We start from the raw sequence: 18657 nt of genomic DNA on the forward strand, positions 1-18657 counted from the left end.
TTTCATGATGTGCCACAAGATTGGCTTGCCCCCGATCTCTACCATCGGCTTCGGTTTGATTGTTGTCTCTTCACTGATCCTTGTCCCCAATCCCCCTGCTAGTATTACCGCTTTCATTGGTTTTCCTATAGTTTTTTATTAGAGCTAGGCGTAATTCGTAAACTTAACTTTCTACGTACCTATACTAATGCGGAGGTTATGGATGAAACCGTAAAGAATGCGTGAACAATGAGCGTTTTCTCTAAAAATTTGGTGAAAATGTAAAGTATTAAAACTAGCAAGATATTAAAAAATCTGCATTGCATTACCTGAAGGTGCAAAAAAAATAGGCTGTGGTCTTCCCCCAAAGCCTACTAATTATTGTGCGATTCGAATGAATTAATTTCCGCGAGTGGCTTCGGTAAGTACTGAGCGATCGCTGTGAGTTTTTCCTTGCGAATTAAAAGTAAGACTACCATCAAGATAGTCAACTAGAATTGTTTCTCCTTCATCAAAGGCATTTTCTAATAATTTAGTCGCAAGTGGATTTTCGAGTTCGCGCTGGATGGCACGCTTGAGAGGACGAGCACCGTAAACTGGATCGTAACCAACATCTACTAAATAGGCTTCAGCCGCTGGAGTTAACTCTAAGCCAAGTTTTTGTTCGGCTAAAAGTTTTTGGACGCGCTTGAGTTGAATGCGAATAATTTGTCCGAGTTCGTTGCGGTTGAGCGTATGGAACAGAATAATATCATCAACGCGATTGAGAAACTCTGGACGAAAGTGCGATCGCAACGCATCCATAACGCGTTTGTGCATAACTTCATACTTGCTATCGTCACCGGACACATCTAGAATATGCTCGCTACCGATGTTACTCGTCATCACAATCACGGTGTTGCGAAAATCGACTAATCTGCCTTGCGAATCGGTGATACGTCCGTCATCAAGAACTTGCAACAAGATATTAAAAACATCTGGGTGAGCTTTTTCAACTTCATCTAATAGCACCACTGAATAAGGACGACGACGAATTGCTTCAGAAAGTTGTCCTCCCTCTTCGTATCCAACGTACCCTGGAGGCGCGCCAACTAAACGCGAAACCGAGTGTTTTTCCATGTACTCGGACATATCTAAGCGTACCAAAGCATCATCCGAATCAAAGAGAAACTCAGCTAAAGCACGGGCGAGTTCAGTTTTTCCTACCCCTGTAGGTCCCATAAACAAGAACGAACCAATCGGACGACCAGGGTCTTTCATTCCGGCGCGCGCGCGGCGAATCGCAGCTGATACCGCTGATACAGCTTCGGATTGTCCGATGACGCGCTCGTGTAAATGACTTTCGAGTTGCAAGAGTTTTTGTCGTTCGGATGCTAATAGGCGGTTAACGGGAATTCCCGTCCATTTAGCGACAATTTCTGCAATATCGGCTTCGGTGACTTCTTCGCGCAGCAGCGTTGAACCACGCGCTTGCAAATCGATCAGCATCGTTTCTTTAGCTTCGCGATCGCGGCGGACTCCTTCGAGTTTTCCATACTTAAGCTGCGCTGCTTTATTTAGATCGTACGCGCGTTCGGCTTGTTCGATTTGGACTTGCAGTGCATTTTCTTCTTTCTTCAAAGCACTAATAGCATCGAGAAGTTGTTTTTCACCTTGCCATTGCGCATTGAGTTCCTGCTGTTTGGCTTTGAGTGCGGTGATTTCTTGCTCGATGCGTTCTAAACGTTCGCGATTTTTCGCCGCGCGTTGGTCTTCACCTGCAACCGACAGCTTTTCCATTTCTAGCTGCATCAACCGTCGATCGATTGCTTCAACTTCTGACGGCTTGGAGGTAATTTCCATTTTTAATTGCGCCGCCGCTTCATCGACTAAATCGATGGCTTTATCGGGTAAGAAGCGATCGCTGATGTAACGATTGGAAAGTGTCGCCGCTGCAACGAGGGCTGAATCAGTAATTTTAACGCTGTGATGCACCTCGTAACGTTGCTTGAGTCCCCGCAAAATTGAGATTGTTGTTTCTACTGAAGGTTGATCGACAAAAACTTGTTGAAAACGGCGTTCTAAAGCCGCATCTTTTTCGATGTATTTACGGTACTCGTCTAAAGTCGTTGCGCCAATACAACGTAGTTCGCCGCGGGCGAGCATCGGTTTAAGTAAATTTCCCGCATCCATCGCGCCTTGCGTCGTTCCACCCGTACCAACAACGGTATGTAATTCGTCGATAAATAAGACAATTTGACCGTTGGAATCGGTGACTTCGCGTAATACAGTTCGCAAGCGGTCTTCAAATTCACCGCGATATTTAGCACCCGCAATTAAACTACCAATATCTAAGGCAATTAATTGGCGGTTTTTCAGCGATTCGGGAACGTCGCCATTAATTATTCGTTGCGCTAAACCTTCGGCGATCGCAGTTTTACCAACACCAGGTTCGCCAATCAACACAGGATTATTTTTACTACGACGCGACAATACCTGAATCACCCGCCGAATTTCGTCATCGCGTCCAATCACGGGGTCAAGTCTACCTGCTTTTGCTTGTTCGGTGAGGTCGCGCCCATATTTGGTTAAAGCTTCATAGCGGGCTTCAGGAGTAGGATCGGTTACTTTCTGGCTACCTCGAATTGCTTTAATTGCAGCCTCTAGTTTTGCTTTATCTAAGTTTAACCCTCGAAATAAACGGCGACCGATTCGCTCGTCATCAGCAAAGGCTAGCAAAAAATGTTCAACCGAAATTAGGCTATCTTCCATTGCCACTCTAGCCGCCTCGGCGCGATCGAGCATAACGTCGAGGGCGCGACCGAGATACAGTTGGTCAGCTTTTCCTAAAAACTTAGGTTGGCGTTTGGTAAAGGCTTCGAGTTGTTGGAGAACTTGTGTAGCTTCGACACCAGAACGATTGAGAAACCGGTGTGCTATCCCTTTTTGATCTTCTAAGAGGGCGATCATCAGATGTTCGACTTCCATCTGTTGTTGTTGGAAGCGACGAGTCACATCTTGCGATTGAACGATGGCTTCCCAAGCTTTATCAGTGAACTTACTAGGATCGGTAGGCTGCATTTTGACGATTTATTATTATGATGTAGGCTTTGAGATAGGAGATTTTAGTTAAAAAGAAAATACTGTGCGCAGAGTACCTTGCCAAATGGTGCCGCTGGAACGGTCGTTGTTTGCGTATTTCACGAGTTGCAGGGCAGGAGTAACACTAATATTTTCGCTTAGAGTCAAATTGTAGAATGCTTCGACATTTGTTTGAGTAGCATTACCTAGATCCCTTTCAATAAAAGGTTGACCAAAAGCAATTCCGGCAATTGTTCCAGGAATTGCTAAATTGCGTACGGTTAAACCAACTGCCCACGCGCTAGGATTTAGGTCAAGTTCTTGCGCAATAGCAGTGTTAAACCCTTGATAGCTGCCAAAGCCGAAGCGTCCATAAACCGCAGCATTGCGATTGAAAGCATATTCAGCGTTGATCCCCGCAGCTTGAATATCGGTGTTGTTAATCACAGCATTAGTATATTGCAGTCGTACGGCTAAGTTAGCACTAGAAGAATATTCCAATTCCACACTGCCTTGATAGCGATCGCTAAACAATCCTCCTTGAGTAAGGGTTGTTGAATTAGGTTGATGACTATCCGCTGCGATGTAAAGCGATCGCACCGTAAACGCACCGCCGTTGATATTCCACGCCACCGCTGCACCTGCACCACCTTCGCGGTCAATCTGATTTTGGATAATCAACGGATTATTTATCAAAAAGCTGGAGCTAAAATCAACAGCCGGATTATTTGCAAAGCGATTGCGGTCAATAAAATCACTCGGAGACATTTTCGCTCCTAGTGTAACTGCCAAGTCGTTACTCGGACGAAATGTGTAATAAAGTCGCCGCAACCGCAGACGATCGTCAATCTCCGCGTACGCTAAGCCCCCACCATCAGCGAGTAAACCACTTGTTCCCAAAAGATTTTGTTCGCGGTTGTGCGCGACAGAAACTGCATCTTGTCCGCGATTACCCGCTTCGAGTTGTGTTAGCAAAAGATCGCGTCCCGCAAAACTTGTTAATAAATTCAGTCGCTGTCTAGAAACTACCGCAGCGTTTGCATCCGTACCATCGGTAAAGCCCACAATAACTTCGCCATTCAGCTTTGTTGTGGTGGAAAACTGGCTAGATTCTAAGAGGTTTGTGCGACTCTGGATCGTGTCAAGTCGAGCGTTCGTTTCTTGTAGTACTGAATTGTATTCTCTTTGCAACCGCTGTAGTATCGTCAAATCTTCTTGACTTACTTGCACCGCTTCACTGGCGATGAGTGTATTGACTTGATTGAGAACTTGATTCAGCGCCGCCGCAAATTCATAACGTGAAAGTGGGCGATCGCCGCGAAACGTGCGATCGCTCAATCCAATCAGAACACCATAGCGCGAAGCCAGCGAAAGCATTGCCTGCACTTCCCAATCGCTTGGTGCTATTTCATCAACTAACTCACGCACAGCAGGGATGCGGGTCATCAAGGCTGTTGTAGAGTTTCCACTTTCAGGTGAGATTTCCTGACAACTAGCAACCGCATAGGGAATTTGTGTCTGTACCAGCGGCACAGGGTTAGCGCTAACTGGCACAGTTTGGCTCAACACCGCCCAACTTGTCATTCCAGTTAACCAGTACCAAGCAGTCCACCACTTTGGCATGGCGAAGTACTACTGAGATACTAACTGCGGTTGTTCTGCTTGTTCTGTAGTTCCTTGAGTACCCAGTTGAATAAGCTCTACTTTATACCCGTTGGGATCTTCTACAAAAGCAATCACTGTAGAACCGTGTTTCATTGGTCCTGGTTCGCGGACAACTTTACCGCCACGATCTTTAATTTCCTCACAAGTACCATAAATATCGTCAACACCAATGGCAATATGACCATAAGCATCGCCTAAGTCGTATTTATCCGTACCCCAGTTATAAGTCAGCTCCAAGACGGTGTGGTCTGATTCGTCGCCGTAACCGACAAATGCTAGCGTAAACTCGCCGCCAGGATAATCTTTTTTCCGCAGTAGTTTCATGCCTAAAATATCACAGTAAAATTTCAGCGATTCTTCCAAATTCCCGACGCGTAACATTGTGTGTAGTAATCTCATGACAAACTCCTGATGTCCTTTTTTCATTGTAAAGAGCGCAGCTAGCACGTCTAGAGGAGTGATACAACAAATGCAGCGCAAGCTAGGAGGATAGAACTGATCGCCAAAGTCCGATCTCGCAACCCAAAAAAGTGATCTAAACCCCTATCCTAACTATCAAACTTGACCGTAGCATCAATAAATTGACAAAGTTGGTAATTGGTTGGTCATTGGCGATCGGGAATTGGTTATTGAAATCTTAGAGCTATTACCCACTACCTATTACCCATAATTAATTCGAGGTGCCAGAGAGGATGATTGACACGTTAGAAACTGCAATTGAAAATATTACTGCCCGTGAAATTCTTGATTCGCGGGGACGTCCGACAATAGAAGCTGAAGTTCGCTTACTCAGTGGCGTTGTTGGAATTGCACAAGTTCCTAGTGGTGCTTCAACGGGAACTTTTGAAGCTCATGAACTACGCGATGATGATAAAAGTCGCTATGGCGGTAAAGGGGTACTAAAAGCTGTCGAAAATGTGAAGGAGAAAATTACCCCAGAGTTAATGGATTTGGACGCCTTGAACCAAGAAGTTATCGATCGCACGATGATCTCCTTGGATGGTTCGCCGAATAAAGCAAATCTTGGTGCAAATGCGATTCTCGCCGTGTCGCTGGCAACTGCCAAAGCGGGTGCTGAATCTTTGGGCTTGCCGTTGTATCGTTATTTGGGAGGTCCTTTAGCTAATTTACTTCCTGTACCTCTGATGAACGTGATTAACGGTGGTGCGCACGCGGCTAATAACGTCGATTTTCAAGAATTTATGATTGTGCCAATCGGTGCGCCTTCTTTTCGAGAAGCCTTGCGCTGGGGTGCTGAAGTGTTTGCGACGTTGAGCAAAGTTCTAGACGATAAGGGTTTACTAACAGGTGTGGGTGATGAAGGTGGCTTTGCACCTAACTTAGAGTCAAATCAGGTCGCGCTGGAACTATTGATAGCAGCAATTGAAAAAGCCGGTTACAAACCTGGCGAACAAGTTGCTTTAGCACTTGATGTTGCTGCAAGTGAGTTTTACAAAGATGGGCAATACGTTTACGACGGCGCCGTTCATACACCAACCGAGTTAGTTGATTATCTTGCTCAATTAGCCACGCAATATCCAATTGTATCGATTGAAGATGGTTTGCACGAAGACGATTGGCAACATTGGCAATTGTTGACACAGAAAATAGGCGATCGCATTCAGTTAGTCGGCGATGACTTATTTGTGACGAATCCCACGCGCTTACAAAAAGGTATCGAACAAAAAGCTGGTAACGCGATTTTGATTAAACTCAATCAAATTGGTTCCTTGACTGAAACTTTAGAAACAATCGACTTAGCAACGCGCAATGGCTTGCGATCGGTAATTAGTCATCGTTCAGGAGAAACGGAGGATACAACAATCGCCGATTTAGCTGTCGCTACTCGCGCCGGTCAAATTAAAACAGGTTCTCTTTGTCGCAGCGAACGCGTTGCCAAATATAACCGACTCCTCCGCATCGAAGACGAACTTGGCGATCGCGCCGTTTATGCAGGTGCAGTAGGTATGGGACCGAAATAAATTATAGCAGGGGAGCAGAGGAGCCTGTGCCGTGCAGGGGTTTCCCCCGTTGAGGCGACTGGCGCGGGCAGGGGAGCAGAGGACGCAGAGGAAAATATAGTGTTTTCTATATAACTCAAAACTCATCACCCTTCCACTCACCCCTTCCTCTTCAAGGATAAAACGCGAGTTTTGGTAGTCCTAGCGTTTCTTCCCAGCCCATCATGATGTTTAGGCACTGAATCGCTTGTCCAGCTTGACCTTTAATCAAGTTATCAATCGCGGACATGACGATCGCTCTACCTGTGCGTTGGTCAACTTCGATGCCGATGTAACATAAATTACTACCACACGCCCATTTGGTTTGCGGATACACGCCGCTATTGCAAATCGTCACCCAAGGACAGTTGCGGTAAAAGGCTTTGAAGATCGTAATCAAGTCGTCGCGGACTAACCCAGGGTCGCGTAATGTTGCGTACACTGTTGCCAAAATGCCGCGTACCATCGGAATCAGATGCGGGGTAAACTGTACCATCACTTCATGACCAGCTAAATCGCTGCAAATTTGCTCGATTTCTGGGATATGACGGTGACGGGCGACACCGTATGCTGCTAACGAATTATCGGCTTCGGCGAGTAATAACCCTGTTTTTGCTTGACGTCCGCCGCCCGAAGTTCCTGATTTCGCGTCAATAATCGCAGTCTCAGGTACAATTAACCCTTGCTTGAGTAGAGGAGCAAGTGCTAGTAAACTCGCAGTGGGATAGCACCCAGGACAGCCGATCAATTGGCTATTAGCAATGCGATCGCGGTACAGTTCCGGTAAGCCATAAACTGCTTTCGCTGCAATTTGGCGATCGCTGCGTTCAGTTCCATACCAATTTTTATAAGTTTCTAAATCAAAAAACCGATAATCGGCACTTAAATCGAGTACTTTACATCCTTTTTCTATTAAAGTGGGTGTCATTTGACAGGCAAGACCGTTTGGCAGCGACAGAAATACCACTTGACAACGAGCAGCAATTGTGCTTGTTTCTACTGGCTCAATGGCAAGGTCAACTTGATGCGCTAAATGCGGATAGAGATCGGCAAAGGTTTTGCCCGCACTACTCTCGCCGCCTAAATACGCTATTTCGACTTTGGGATGATCTTGCAGAAGTCGTACTAGCTGCACCCCGCCGTAGCCTGAAGCGCCCACAATTCCGACGGAAACGCGCCCCATATCGCCCATGATGCAAAATTCCTATACACTTACAAATTGGAAAAAAGGATCCGCTTTCGCTGCATTGTAGTACTAAAACAGAAGTTTAGGCGCATCAATTTTGGCAGATTTGGGGAAAAAGTGGCTAATGACTAAATTTTGGTAGCGCTTGGTAATTGGTAATCGGTAACGGGATTAGCCCAACAAAAGCTATAAAATGTTATCCATAAAGTACTTACTTCAGTTCACCCAATTACCCATCACCTATTACCTTCAGGGTAATTGCGTTGAGAGCGCGATATCTTAACTCCAATTGGAGCTACAATCAAGGAAAAGCTTCCTTTAAAAAAGTTTACGGTCTACTTATCTGTGCAGCAGCCTAAAACCACCTCTAATCCGTTTCAGTTTGATTCGATAGAAGCAGCGTTAGCAGACCTCAAAGCCGGTCGTTGTCTCGTGGTGGTGGATGATGAAAGCCGAGAAAATGAGGGTGACTTGATCTGCGCCGCGCAATTTGCTACGCCAAGTACGATTAATTTTATGGCAGTGGAAGCACGGGGGTTGATTTGTCTAGCGATGACGGGCGATCGCCTAGATGAATTAGATTTGCCCTTAATGGTGAGCACCATCCCCATTCCAGAAAGTCACAATACTCCCTTTACCAACCAAACCGCGTTTACGATTAGTATTGATGCTGCGCCACACTTGGGCGTGACTACTGGTATTTCTGCCGAAGACCGCGCTCGCACAATTCAAGTAGCGATCAATCCCGCAACACGTCCCGAAGATTTGCGCCGTCCGGGTCATATTTTCCCAATCCGCGCGCGCGAAGGTGGCGTATTAAAACGCGCGGGTCATACTGAAGCTGCGGTAGACTTAGCACGTTTAGCCGGACTTTATCCAGCAGGAGTGATTTGCGAAATCCAAAATAGTGACGGCTCAATGGCACGCTTACCACAGTTGATTGAATATGCCAAGCGCCACGACCTAAAAATTATCAGTATTGCGGATCTTATCAGTTACCGTCTGAAACACGATCGCCTGGTACGTCGTGAAACGGTGACGCAGTTACCAACGCAGTTTGGACATTTCCAAATCTACGGCTACCGCCACACGCTCGATAACTCCGAACACGTGGCGATTGTCAAAGGCGATCCCGCGACTTTTGCCAACCAACCTGTCATGGTGCGGATGCACTCAGAATGCTTAACAGGTGATGCTTTAGGTTCACTGCGCTGCGATTGTCGGATGCAGCTGCAAGCGGCGTTGAAAATGATCGAAAATGCGGGAAGTGGAGTTGTCGTTTACCTGCGACAAGAAGGTCGCGGAATTGGACTGATTAACAAGTTAAAAGCTTACTCGTTACAAGATATGGGCTTGGATACGGTGGAAGCCAACGAACGCTTGGGCTTTCCTGCGGATTTGCGTAACTATGGTATGGGGGCGCAAATGTTGATGGATTTGGGAATTCATCAAATTCGCCTGATTACCAATAACCCGCGCAAAATTGCTGGACTGAAGGGCTATGGTTTGGAAGTTGTCGATCGCGTCCCGTTACTGATTGAAGCGACAGACTACAACTCAAACTACCTAGCAACAAAAGCACAAAAGCTAGGTCATATGTTGTTACAAACTTACCTTGTCACAGTCGCCATTCACTGGCGCGACGAACTCAACTCCGTAACAGAACGCTATGAACGATTAGAGAAAGTTCGTCATATTGTCAAAATGCATAACTTGTTGCTACAAGAAGAAGCAAGACCTGTTGCGATCGCTCTTTTTGGCAAACCTTCACTGACAGTTCATTTAGGATTAGATCAACCTCATCTTGCCGCACCAGATTGGTATCGTAATAGTGGTCATCCCTACGTGGAAGCGATCGCGCGAATTCTCGATGATTTGGTGACTCTGCCTTACATTCGCCAGCTTGAATTTTTAGTTGCTTCGGGTAGCGACCCCTTGGCTAACTTACAGGTGCAGCTAGATCGGCAGAAGTTAAGTGCAGAGCAATTACCTTCTAGCGTTTGCCGTAAGCTGGAAACGCAAAAAATCTACAGTTTTGGAGAACTGTAAGCTAAGGAAAAGGGAATTCCCCTTTCCCTACCTGTTAAGCTGACGCTCGATCTACTTGCTGAATTTCAGTGGCGGATAAAGTCACATTGAGCGACGCAACGGAATCTTCAATACTTGTCACCTTACTCGCACCAGGAATGGGGACAACACAAGGTGACTTAGCGCGCAGCCAGGCGAGAACAATTGCGTAGACTGAGACACCTTTTTCTTGAGCGAGATTTGCGATCGCCGGAATGTCTTCTAAACGACTGACGCGCCGACTTCCACCTAAAGGACTCCACGGCAAAAACGTCAAACCTTCCTGTTCGCAGTATTCTAAAACCCCATCAAATTCTGGCTGACGATGCCAAGGATTGTACTGATTTTGAACAGAGACAATCTCGACAACATCGCGTGCTTGCTTGATTTGGTCTACCGAGAAGTTAGAAACACCAACAAAGCGAATTAAACCGGATTCTACAGCTTCTTTAGCAGGTGTGAGTGCTTCCTCAATAGTGTAGTCGGGATCGGGGGCGTGATATTGCCAAACATCAATTGGCTTATTTCCACCTAACGCTTCAAAACTGACTCGAATGGTTTCACGCAAGTGTTCTGGATTACCATTACGCGTCCAATCGCCATTGGGGCGCATCAAACCACCTTTAGTTGCAACTGTCACCTTACTTGTATCGCCTTCGTACTGCTGTAACGCTTTAGCAATCAATCGTTCATTGTGGTGCTTATCCGACTCATCCTTACAGTAAGAATCAGCAGTATCAATCAACGTTACACCTAAATCCAAAGCGCGATGAATGACCTCAATCGCTTGCGATTCTGGAGGTCGGTTACTCAAAGACATTGGCATTCCCCCCAAACCGATCGCACTGATTGTCACATCAGTATTTCCGAGTTGTGTTGTTTGCATCGGTACTCTCCTAACATAATGAGCGATGATACTTTCCTTAGACGATCGAATCTCCAAGCTGAATACCTATATCTTGTGGTAAATCCTCGATCCATCACGCTAAGGGCTTGGCTCTGTCAAGCCGTTATGTCATCCTGTCAACTCGATCAACATCTCCACAGTACTCACCCGAAAGCCACACGCACTAAATAATTTTCGCCCTGCTTCGTTAGCCGCCGCAGTATCCAACCGAATTTGCTGAACTTTGATGCGTTGAAAATGCTCAATCGCCAACATCACCATCTGTTTTGCAACTCCAGCATGACGATACTGTGGTTCTACCCATAAATCGTGAATAAAGCCAAATTCCCGCAAGCGATAAATCGGAATTTCTCGCTCTACAGTACCGACTAAAAAAGCTCCCAGTTGCCCTGTTTGCTCGTTCTCAGCAACTAAAAATACACTTTTGTCATTTTTAGCCTGTGCGATTAACCATTGCTCATAACGCTGTTGCGGGTTGGGTAAGAAGCCATATTTAGCGCTGTCCCAAGTTTCGTGCAAAGCGCAGATTGATGCAACCATGGGTAGAACAGCAGGGACATCAGTAGGTGTAGCAGGACGAATCTGCATATCGTTTCCATTCAGCTAGAAGCACTTGTGTAAAAACGCAGTGCAAAATTCCAAAAAATTCTAGCAATATATAACAAAGCTAACGCGAGTACACCCGCACCAATCACCCAGCCTAACTCCACACGCCCCAGCATTGCTTCTGCGGGAACTGTCGTTAAAAATGTGACTGGAACGACAAAAGTAAAGAAAAAGCGGTAAGCAACAGGATACGCGACAATGGGAAATCTACCCGCCTCTAGCAAGCCTCTGAGAACTTCTGTAACGTTGTAGATTTTGACAAACCAAATGCTAGTCGCACCCAGCATAAACCACAGGCTGTAGAGGCTAGCAAGTCCAAATAGTAAAGGAATTGCACTGAGTAGGTAGTCTTGTAGTGTTAAGCCTAATCTGCCACCTGCGTAACCGACAAGAATCCCACCAAAGATGATATCTGGTAGTCCCCACGGTGAAAGTGTATGGCTAGAAAGCCAAAACTGACTACTGATCGGTTTAAGTAAGATAAAATCTAATGTACCTTGTTGAACGTGGTTAACGATGCTGTTGAGGTTAGGAGCTAAGAATGTACTAGAAAAACCTTGCAACATGGTAAATATCGCAAGGACAATTAGTGCTTCTTCCCACGCCCATCCTTGGAATGTGTAACCAGTTCGGTAGAAAAGAAATAGACTAAATAAACTACCTGCAAGATTACCGAGGCTTGTGAGCGTTGCTAAGACGAAGTTAACTCGATACTCCAATTCAGCAGCGATCGCTGCACCCCACAATAGCTGTAATACTTCAAAATAGCGTTTTAACACAAATCAAGTTATTATCAGTGAACGAAACTTTACTAGACACTAGTGATTGCGGTATATATCAATTCAAGGGTGAATTGCAAATTGGGAAAGTGAGAGGCGATCGTATCTTTATCAGCGATATTGTTTCTACTAGTATGCATCATCAATGAGTTGAAAAACAGTATAAATTATACTAGCGATGCTTCCTGCAACTTCGCTTTGGTTCTCACCAGCACTACTCGATTAAATACCAACTAAAAGTGCAATTATGCACCCATTCCCGAATACTGTTTTAATCCTCTTCGCCACAGCCAGCGATTGACAACAAAAAATAACGCAATCCAACCCAGCATCACTAAAAATCCTTGCAACAAATTCACAGGCAAACCAATTAATAGCGATGCAGGGAAGTCGATTAAATAAGGAAATGGCGTCCATAGTAAGACATTGCGGATATTTTCGGGGAACATCTCTAAAGGGGCAATTAAACCCGAAAAGAACAAATAAAATAAAAACCAAAAGTTTTCAATTGCATTAGCTCTTTCTGTCCAAAAGGCAAATAAAGCAAACGTGTATTGAATAAGAAAACGCAGGATAAATGCCAGAATTACTGTAATGATAAATAAGAAAATGTTACTTAGACTTGGTATCCACAAAGCTTGTGGATAAAGAAAGAAAAATAATCCTACTAAAACTAAAGCAAATGGCAAACGTGCTAACCTTTCAGAAAGGTGCGAGGCAACATGATGCCAAACCGGATCCATTGGTTGTAATAATCTAGGGGAAAGTTTTCCTTCGACGACTTCTTTTTCAAACTCATAAATTACCCAAACAACTGTGAATTGTCGAACAACAAAAACGGTGAGAAAGTAACGCGCAAAATCTTCTGGACTTAAGCCAAATTCTCCGCTTTGAGCCGCTTGTGTCCATACCCCCATTAAAATAAGTGGTAAGCTACCAGACAAAGCCCATAAAAATAGCTCGGCACGGTATTCGAGCATATATGCGTAGTAGCTGGTAAGCAAAACTCTAGCTTTTTTAATAATTGAATTCATCACACACCACCAGCGCTAAAGACACGACCGATCACTTCTTCGACGGGTGGATCGGTGACAGTTAAGTCGATAACTTCTAACTCTGCCAAAATTTGAGCGACGGTGCGGGTTAAGGCTTCGCGTTGCACTAGAAAACGTGCTGATTGTCCTTCGACAGACTTAATTTCACCGTAGTGCATCAGCTTTCCTTCGGGTAAAGGCTGCGCGAGTTCTACTTGTACTTCGCGATAAGGTGCAAATCTATCAATTAACCCTGTTAAACTGCCATCGTAAATCAATTGTCCTTGGTGGATAACAAGGACGCGATCGCATAATGCACTAATATCCGCCATGTAGTGACTCGTTAATAAAATCGTCGCACCGTATCTTTGGTTGTATTCGCGTAAAAATTCCCGCACTCCAACTTGGGCGTTAACATCGAGTCCTAGCGTTGGTTCGTCTAAAAATAGTACTTTGGGTTGATGCAGTAATGCTGCCATCAGTTCAGCTTTCATGCGTTCCCCCAGTGACAGTTTGCGCACTGGTTGGTTTAACTTACCTTGCAGTGACAGCATTTCTGTAAGTTCGCCGACGCGCTGACGGTATTCTTTGTCTGAAAGGTTATAGATTGCTGCGTTGATCTTTAAGGTGTCTAATGCAGGTAAATCCCAAATTAGCTGCTGCTTTTGTCCCATGACGAGCGTGATTTGCTTTAAAAACCCAGGCTTGCGTTGAAAGGGAATGTATCCTGCAACTCGCACGCGCCCCGCAGAAGGGTGAATTAAACCTGTCAGCATTTTAAGCGTAGTCGTTTTACCTGCACCATTTGCCCCTAAAAAGCCCACTACTTCGCCTGGTTCAATTTCAAAGGAGACTTGTTTGACGGCTTCTACCATGCGATAGGTGCGGCGAAAAAAATGTTGTATGGTTCCTTTTAATCCAGGTTCTTTGACAGCGACAGGATAGACTTTACTTAAACTTTCAGCCGAAATGATGGGCATATAATTTAGGAGCGAGGAGTGAGGGGTTAGCGCGATCAATGACTAGTGGCTAGTGAACTTGTGGGTTGGCATCTTGCCTGCATTTAGCGCTTAGATTAGAGGCTAGTAAATGAAATTAGAGAAATTGCAAACTTATGAATAAATTGCTCTCCATGAACAATAGTAATCAAAATTTGAATCAGAATGCCGAGTGACGCTTACAGCTGGATTGAACAATCGCTTGCAACTATCCACAAAGCCGATTGGTATCGTACTGTGCAGGCGATCCAAGGACGTTCGGGGGCTACTGTAGAAATCGACGGGCGATCGCTTATTAACTTCGCGAGTAACGATTACCTTGGATTAGCCAGCGACGATCGCTTAATTCAAGCGGCAATGAGTGCGACACAACAATATGGTACAGGCACTACAGGGTCGCGGTTACTCAGCGGACATCGCCAATTACACCGCGAATTAGAAAGCGCGATCGCACGGCTTAAACAAACGGAAGATGCTCTTGTCTTTAGTTCCGGCTATCTGGCAAATATTGGTACAATCTCGGCAATTGTCGGGAAACGCGATTTGATTTTAGCGGATCAATACAATCACTCATCGTTAAAAAGCGGAGCAATTCTCAGTGGTGCAACAGTAATTGAATATTCGCATTGCGATCTGGTGTCGCTGCAAACGCATCTTCAACAACGCGATCGCTATCGTCGTTGTCTCATTGTGACTGATAGCGTTTTTAGTATGGATGGCGATTTGTGTCCTCTACCAGAACTACTCGACTTAGCTGAACAACACAACTGTATGCTATTAATCGATGAAGCGCATGCGACTGGAGTACTAGGAAACGGTGCTGGATGTGTCGAACACTTTGGCTGTACGCAACGTCAGCTAATTCAAGTTGGTACGCTCAGTAAAGCGTTAGGAAGTCTAGGCGGTTATGTTGCTGGAAGCAAAATATTGATTGATTTCTTGCGCAATCGCGCCCCTAGTTGGATATATACTACTGCACTTTCACCTGCAAACGCAGCAGCAGCTTTAGCCGCAATTCACATTGTTCAGCAAGAACCCGAACGACGTCAACAGCTATGGCGTAACATTGATAACTTGAAGTTACTCCTACATCAACAGTTACCACACTTACAATTACTCCCGTCTGAATCTGCAATTCTTTGCTTATTATTACCCAGTCCTGCGAGTGCTTTGACTGCAGCTAATTCTTTGCAAGATGCTGGGGTTTTTGCGCCAGCAATTCGCCCACCTACAGTACCCACAAGCCGGATTCGAATTTCACTGATGGCGACGCATACGTTCGCTCACATCCAGCAACTTGTAGATAGTTTGAGCGCTATTGAAATAGTTTCACCTAAATCTGCTCGCGGCGATCGACAATGATGACCTGAGGATCGTCACTCGTAACAGTTTCGCTAGTTGGTTGAGGGTATTCTGTGCTGCGAGGTACCTCAGTTGTTGCATCATGTTCGGGATTTTGCATATCAGTAGCAGTTGGAACATCGTAGACGCCGTACTCTTGAATACCTCGATTCATTAAAATGGTTTCGGCGTTGATGATGTCTTTTGTCGTACCATCAACGATGACCAAATAACCCCCACTCGCTACTCGTTCGTTATAAATTCTGGCTCTTTCTTCTGGAACACCTAAACCAAGCAATGCACCAAATAAACCACCAGTTACAACTCCAACCGCACCTCCGGCGATCGCACTCGTTAACGCTGAAGCAACTTCTCCAGCAAATAGTACTGGACCTACACCAGGAACGACAAGACTACCCAAACCAACAAGTAAGCCTGTGATTCCTCCTAGGATACCACCTGTTAGTGCTCCGGCTGTTGCGCCTTCACCAGCTTTGTTCTCAAAAACTTCGTTCACATCAATTCCGGCGATTTCGTCTTGAGTTGCTTCGTCGCGGGCAATGAGCGAAACTTTATCCATAGAGAAACCGCGATCGCGCAAATCATTGATTGCTTTTTCTGCATCTAAATAACTAGAAAATACACCAATTGCGCGTTTTTTTATATCATTGACCATGTTTTATCGCCTTACTTATATTTTCAATTTATATGATGTAACAATAAGATTTCTATCAAATTAACACCTTAAAAATCCTCAATCTTAAGAGATAAATTAGGAATAAAGAAGTTTACAAAAATTATTCTGTTTGTTTTGTCTTGAATATGCAAAGTTTTTTGTGTGGATTGCGAAAAAACGCAAACTGAAAATTGATATTGCATGAGAGTATTTTAATTTAGATGATTATTTCAAAACAAAATATATGCAAGTTAAAAAAGTATTTTATTTGCCGCCTCAAAACGCATGAAAGTAGCTAAAACAAGAATTAAGAAAACTAAAGCTTGCTGACTAAGTGCATGAGTTGTTGAAGAAAAGAGCGACCTGCAACGGAAATCGCGACTTATGAGTTCGGTTCTACGACTGCCTTTGACGATCAAATCCCGATATCTTATGTATTGAGATTGAGATGCAAGCACTGCAAGCAATGGCGAGTTGAAGGGGTGAGTACTGGTGCACAGATGGATAATCCCAACACTGAGTGAAATACTAGCAAGCAACGATGCAAAACACGATGGCTATAGTAGCAATTCCTGTGTAGTGTCAGCAAGTAGCGAAGAGTCTGCTGTGGCAAATAAGTCTGCAAAAGCAGCGCAGCAATGGCGGGTAGCGATCGCTGCATTAGAGAACCTATTACGACAAACACTTCTTCAAGACACAGTTGATACGAATTGCAACTCAGCGCCTCAAGGAGTTGTATTGGCAAGTTTTGCACCAGCGATCGCCAATCCTCAACTGATGAGCAAGCTACGTGCTTGGACTTTTACCAAAGATTCTTGGCAGCATCAACTACTGCCAGCAGATGCGAATCGCGTTGCAGCACAAGAAATGCTACAATTAGCTGCCGAATCAGGAGTTGTATTCCCATTACTTCCTGGAGATCCGCTAGCACAAGAACAGTTTTGTTTGGTATTAACTGCACAGTTTAGCTTGGTAATGGTTTTAGCCGAAAACGGCAGTGTACCAGTATTTTTATTTTCGTTTGAACCAGAAGTCGTTGAACAAGCTTGGTATGCGCTGCGAGCACGAGCCGCGCTGACAACTTCTGAGTCAGTAGTACATCTTGATAAATTAGTTCAACAATATTATCCCATTGCGCCAAATTACCAGACGGTGATGCACTTTAGTCGCTTGCTGTTGCGGTATATGCCTGAAGTACCACCGGAAGCAGTTCGCGATGGTGGTGCAACTCGAAATTATAACTCAGAACTTAATTTCTCTGCGCCGCGGTCTGATGTGGAATTACTTCAAGCATTTGCGCACGAAGTGCGGACACCGTTGACAACGATTCGGACATTAACTCGCTTGCTTCTCAAACGCCGCGATCTGGCAACTGATGCGATCAAACGATTAGAAATTATCGACCACGAGTGTACCGAGCAAATTGACCGCATGGAACTTTTATTTCGTGCGGCAGAACTAGAAAAGTGTACTACTAAGCAGCCAGGGACTTATTTAACGGCAATGTCTCTAACGCAGGTATTACAGCAGAGTATTCCGCGTTGGCAAAAACAAGCGAGTCGGCGTAACTTGACGTTGGATGTTGTTTTACCGCAGCAACAGCTACCAACTGTCGTTAGCGATCCGAAAATGCTCGATCGAGTATTGACAGGATTAATTGAAAACTTTACACGCAGCTTACCCCCAGGAAGCCATATACAAGTGCAAGTTATTCCGGCAGGAGATCAGTTAAAGTTGCAATTGTTGCCGAAGTCTCAGCTAAGTGACAAAGACAGACAACAATCTACAGTTCCACCAATTCGCAAGTCGCTTGGTCAGTTACTCACGTTTCAACCTGAAACAGGCACTATCAGCTTAAATATGACAGCGACCAAGCAGCTATTTCAAGCAATTGGCGGTAAACTCATCGTGCGCCAACGCCCAGACGAAGGCGAAGTCTTGACGATTTTCTTACCGTTAGACGTTAAGCAAACCGAATATTGCAGTTAGACTCAGCAAAACGACAACTCACTCAAAGGTGAAGCGTGGGAACGCAAAGTATTGCAAAACTTTCTTGTTGATGGACGACTCAAAGAAATTCCGGCGAGTCGAAAAAAGCGCGTTGTGATTTTTAAGTGGTTAGCAAGCCAATTTAAAACAAGAGTCAAGTATCCCGAAATCAAAGTTAATACAATCCTCAAGCGCTTCCACGAAGACTGTGCCACATTACGTCGCGAACTGATCGGCTATCAATTCATGCAACGCGAGAATAGTATCTACTGGCGCGTACCTAATGAAGAAGTAGAGAGTGGTTAGTCGTTAGTAACTAGCTTTGAGTTAACGCTCATTTATCATTAATTTATTCTCCTCTGCACCCCTG

General features: G+C 44.9%; 16 protein-coding genes. 5 read left to right on the forward strand and 11 right to left on the reverse strand.

Annotated features, from left to right (window positions below):
- The 4 genes from B1A85_RS20565 to gloA all read right to left on the reverse strand — a co-directional run.
- On the reverse strand, positions 1–117 hold a 117-nt coding region (locus B1A85_RS20565), incomplete at its 3' end, for a sugar phosphate nucleotidyltransferase (protein WP_148669260.1).
- A gap of 261 nt (positions 118–378) precedes the next feature.
- On the reverse strand, positions 379–3039 hold the full coding sequence (gene clpB / locus B1A85_RS20570) for an ATP-dependent chaperone ClpB (RefSeq protein WP_104548598.1): 2661 nt from the start codon (positions 3037–3039) through the stop codon (positions 379–381).
- 48 nt (positions 3040–3087) lie between these two features.
- On the reverse strand, positions 3088–4662 hold the full coding sequence (locus B1A85_RS20575; RefSeq protein WP_104548599.1) for an iron uptake porin: 1575 nt from the start codon (positions 4660–4662) through the stop codon (positions 3088–3090).
- A 9-nt stretch (positions 4663–4671) separates the two neighbouring features.
- The gene (gene gloA, locus B1A85_RS20580) at positions 4672–5103 is read right to left on the reverse strand and encodes a lactoylglutathione lyase (protein WP_104548693.1); all 432 of its coding nucleotides are present in this window, start codon (positions 5101–5103) and stop codon (positions 4672–4674) included.
- Positions 5104–5396: 293 nt separating this feature from the next.
- Between gloA and eno the strand changes: the two genes are divergently transcribed.
- Complete coding sequence (eno, locus tag B1A85_RS20585; RefSeq protein WP_104548600.1) at positions 5397–6686, forward strand: phosphopyruvate hydratase; 1290 nt, start codon at positions 5397–5399, stop codon at positions 6684–6686.
- A gap of 151 nt (positions 6687–6837) precedes the next feature.
- On the opposite strand, the gene argC is transcribed toward eno, so the two are convergent.
- Positions 6838–7896: an N-acetyl-gamma-glutamyl-phosphate reductase gene (gene argC / locus B1A85_RS20590; protein WP_104548601.1), complete on the reverse strand. Its 1059-nt coding sequence runs from the start codon at positions 7894–7896 to the stop codon at positions 6838–6840.
- Between the two features lie 339 nt (positions 7897–8235).
- On the opposite strand from argC, the gene ribBA reads away from it, so the two are divergent.
- Positions 8236–9939: a bifunctional 3,4-dihydroxy-2-butanone-4-phosphate synthase/GTP cyclohydrolase II gene (gene ribBA, locus B1A85_RS20595; protein WP_104548602.1), complete on the forward strand. Its 1704-nt coding sequence runs from the start codon at positions 8236–8238 to the stop codon at positions 9937–9939.
- Positions 9940–9973: 34 nt separating this feature from the next.
- Here the strand turns inward: ribBA and B1A85_RS20600 are convergent, their stop codons facing one another.
- The 5 genes from B1A85_RS20600 to B1A85_RS20620 all read right to left on the reverse strand — a co-directional run bounded on the left by B1A85_RS20600 (position 9974) and on the right by B1A85_RS20620 (position 14263).
- Positions 9974–10843: an aldo/keto reductase gene (locus B1A85_RS20600; RefSeq protein ID WP_104548603.1), complete on the reverse strand. Its 870-nt coding sequence runs from the start codon at positions 10841–10843 to the stop codon at positions 9974–9976.
- A 129-nt stretch (positions 10844–10972) separates the two neighbouring features.
- Entirely contained in the window at positions 10973–11452 is a 480-nt protein-coding gene (locus B1A85_RS20605) for a GNAT family N-acetyltransferase (protein ID WP_104548604.1), read from the reverse strand.
- Positions 11453–11463: 11 nt separating this feature from the next.
- The gene (locus B1A85_RS20610; RefSeq protein ID WP_104548605.1) at positions 11464–12249 is read right to left on the reverse strand and encodes an ABC transporter permease; all 786 of its coding nucleotides are present in this window, start codon (positions 12247–12249) and stop codon (positions 11464–11466) included.
- Positions 12250–12494: 245 nt separating this feature from the next.
- The gene (locus tag B1A85_RS20615; RefSeq protein ID WP_104548606.1) at positions 12495–13283 is read right to left on the reverse strand and encodes an ABC-2 family transporter protein; all 789 of its coding nucleotides are present in this window, start codon (positions 13281–13283) and stop codon (positions 12495–12497) included.
- Entirely contained in the window at positions 13283–14263 is a 981-nt protein-coding gene (locus tag B1A85_RS20620) for an ATP-binding cassette domain-containing protein (protein ID WP_104548607.1), read from the reverse strand. Before B1A85_RS20620 ends, B1A85_RS20615 begins: the two co-directional genes overlap by 1 nt.
- Before the next feature lie 183 nt (positions 14264–14446).
- Between B1A85_RS20620 and bioF the strand changes: the two genes are divergently transcribed.
- The gene (bioF, locus tag B1A85_RS20625; protein WP_104548608.1) at positions 14447–15643 is read left to right on the forward strand and encodes an 8-amino-7-oxononanoate synthase; all 1197 of its coding nucleotides are present in this window, start codon (positions 14447–14449) and stop codon (positions 15641–15643) included.
- On the opposite strand, the gene B1A85_RS20630 is transcribed toward bioF, so the two are convergent.
- The gene (locus B1A85_RS20630) at positions 15615–16298 is read right to left on the reverse strand and encodes a general stress protein (protein ID WP_104548609.1); all 684 of its coding nucleotides are present in this window, start codon (positions 16296–16298) and stop codon (positions 15615–15617) included. The two genes, bioF and B1A85_RS20630, sit on opposite strands and share 29 nt — an antisense overlap.
- Positions 16299–16790: 492 nt before the next feature.
- Here B1A85_RS20630 and B1A85_RS20635 point away from each other — a divergent pair, with 492 nt between their 5' ends.
- Together B1A85_RS20635 and B1A85_RS20640 are read left to right on the forward strand one after the other, a co-directional pair.
- Complete coding sequence (locus B1A85_RS20635; protein ID WP_104548610.1) at positions 16791–18287, forward strand: sensor histidine kinase KdpD; 1497 nt, start codon at positions 16791–16793, stop codon at positions 18285–18287.
- Between the two features lie 51 nt (positions 18288–18338).
- Positions 18339–18593, forward strand: coding sequence for a DUF2087 domain-containing protein (locus B1A85_RS20640; protein WP_104548611.1), 255 nt, complete (start codon positions 18339–18341; stop codon positions 18591–18593).
- Positions 18594–18657: the final 64 nt, after the last annotated feature.

This window comes from Chroococcidiopsis sp. TS-821 (assembly GCF_002939305.1).
In the GTDB taxonomy this organism is placed as follows: Bacteria; Cyanobacteriota; Cyanobacteriia; order Cyanobacteriales; family Chroococcidiopsidaceae; genus Chroogloeocystis.

Bases quoted from the DNA above. Each gene is read 5' to 3' on its own strand.
- bioF (WP_104548608.1), top strand. From the start codon at position 14,447: ATGCCGAGTGACGCTTACAGCTGGATTGAACAATCGCTTGCAACTATC.
- B1A85_RS20575 (WP_104548599.1), bottom strand. From the start codon at position 4,662: ATGCCAAAGTGGTGGACTGCTTGGTACTGGTTAACTGGAATGACAAGT.
- eno (WP_104548600.1), top strand. From the start codon at position 5,397: ATGATTGACACGTTAGAAACTGCAATTGAAAATATTACTGCCCGTGAA.
- argC (WP_104548601.1), bottom strand. From the start codon at position 7,896: ATGGGCGATATGGGGCGCGTTTCCGTCGGAATTGTGGGCGCTTCAGGC.
- B1A85_RS20600 (WP_104548603.1), bottom strand. From the start codon at position 10,843: ATGCAAACAACACAACTCGGAAATACTGATGTGACAATCAGTGCGATC.
- B1A85_RS20630 (WP_104548609.1), bottom strand. From the start codon at position 16,298: ATGGTCAATGATATAAAAAAACGCGCAATTGGTGTATTTTCTAGTTAT.
- clpB (WP_104548598.1), bottom strand. From the start codon at position 3,039: ATGCAGCCTACCGATCCTAGTAAGTTCACTGATAAAGCTTGGGAAGCC.
- B1A85_RS20615 (WP_104548606.1), bottom strand. From the start codon at position 13,283: ATGAATTCAATTATTAAAAAAGCTAGAGTTTTGCTTACCAGCTACTAC.
- B1A85_RS20605 (WP_104548604.1), bottom strand. From the start codon at position 11,452: ATGCAGATTCGTCCTGCTACACCTACTGATGTCCCTGCTGTTCTACCC.
- gloA (WP_104548693.1), bottom strand. From the start codon at position 5,103: ATGAGATTACTACACACAATGTTACGCGTCGGGAATTTGGAAGAATCG.
- B1A85_RS20620 (WP_104548607.1), bottom strand. From the start codon at position 14,263: ATGCCCATCATTTCGGCTGAAAGTTTAAGTAAAGTCTATCCTGTCGCT.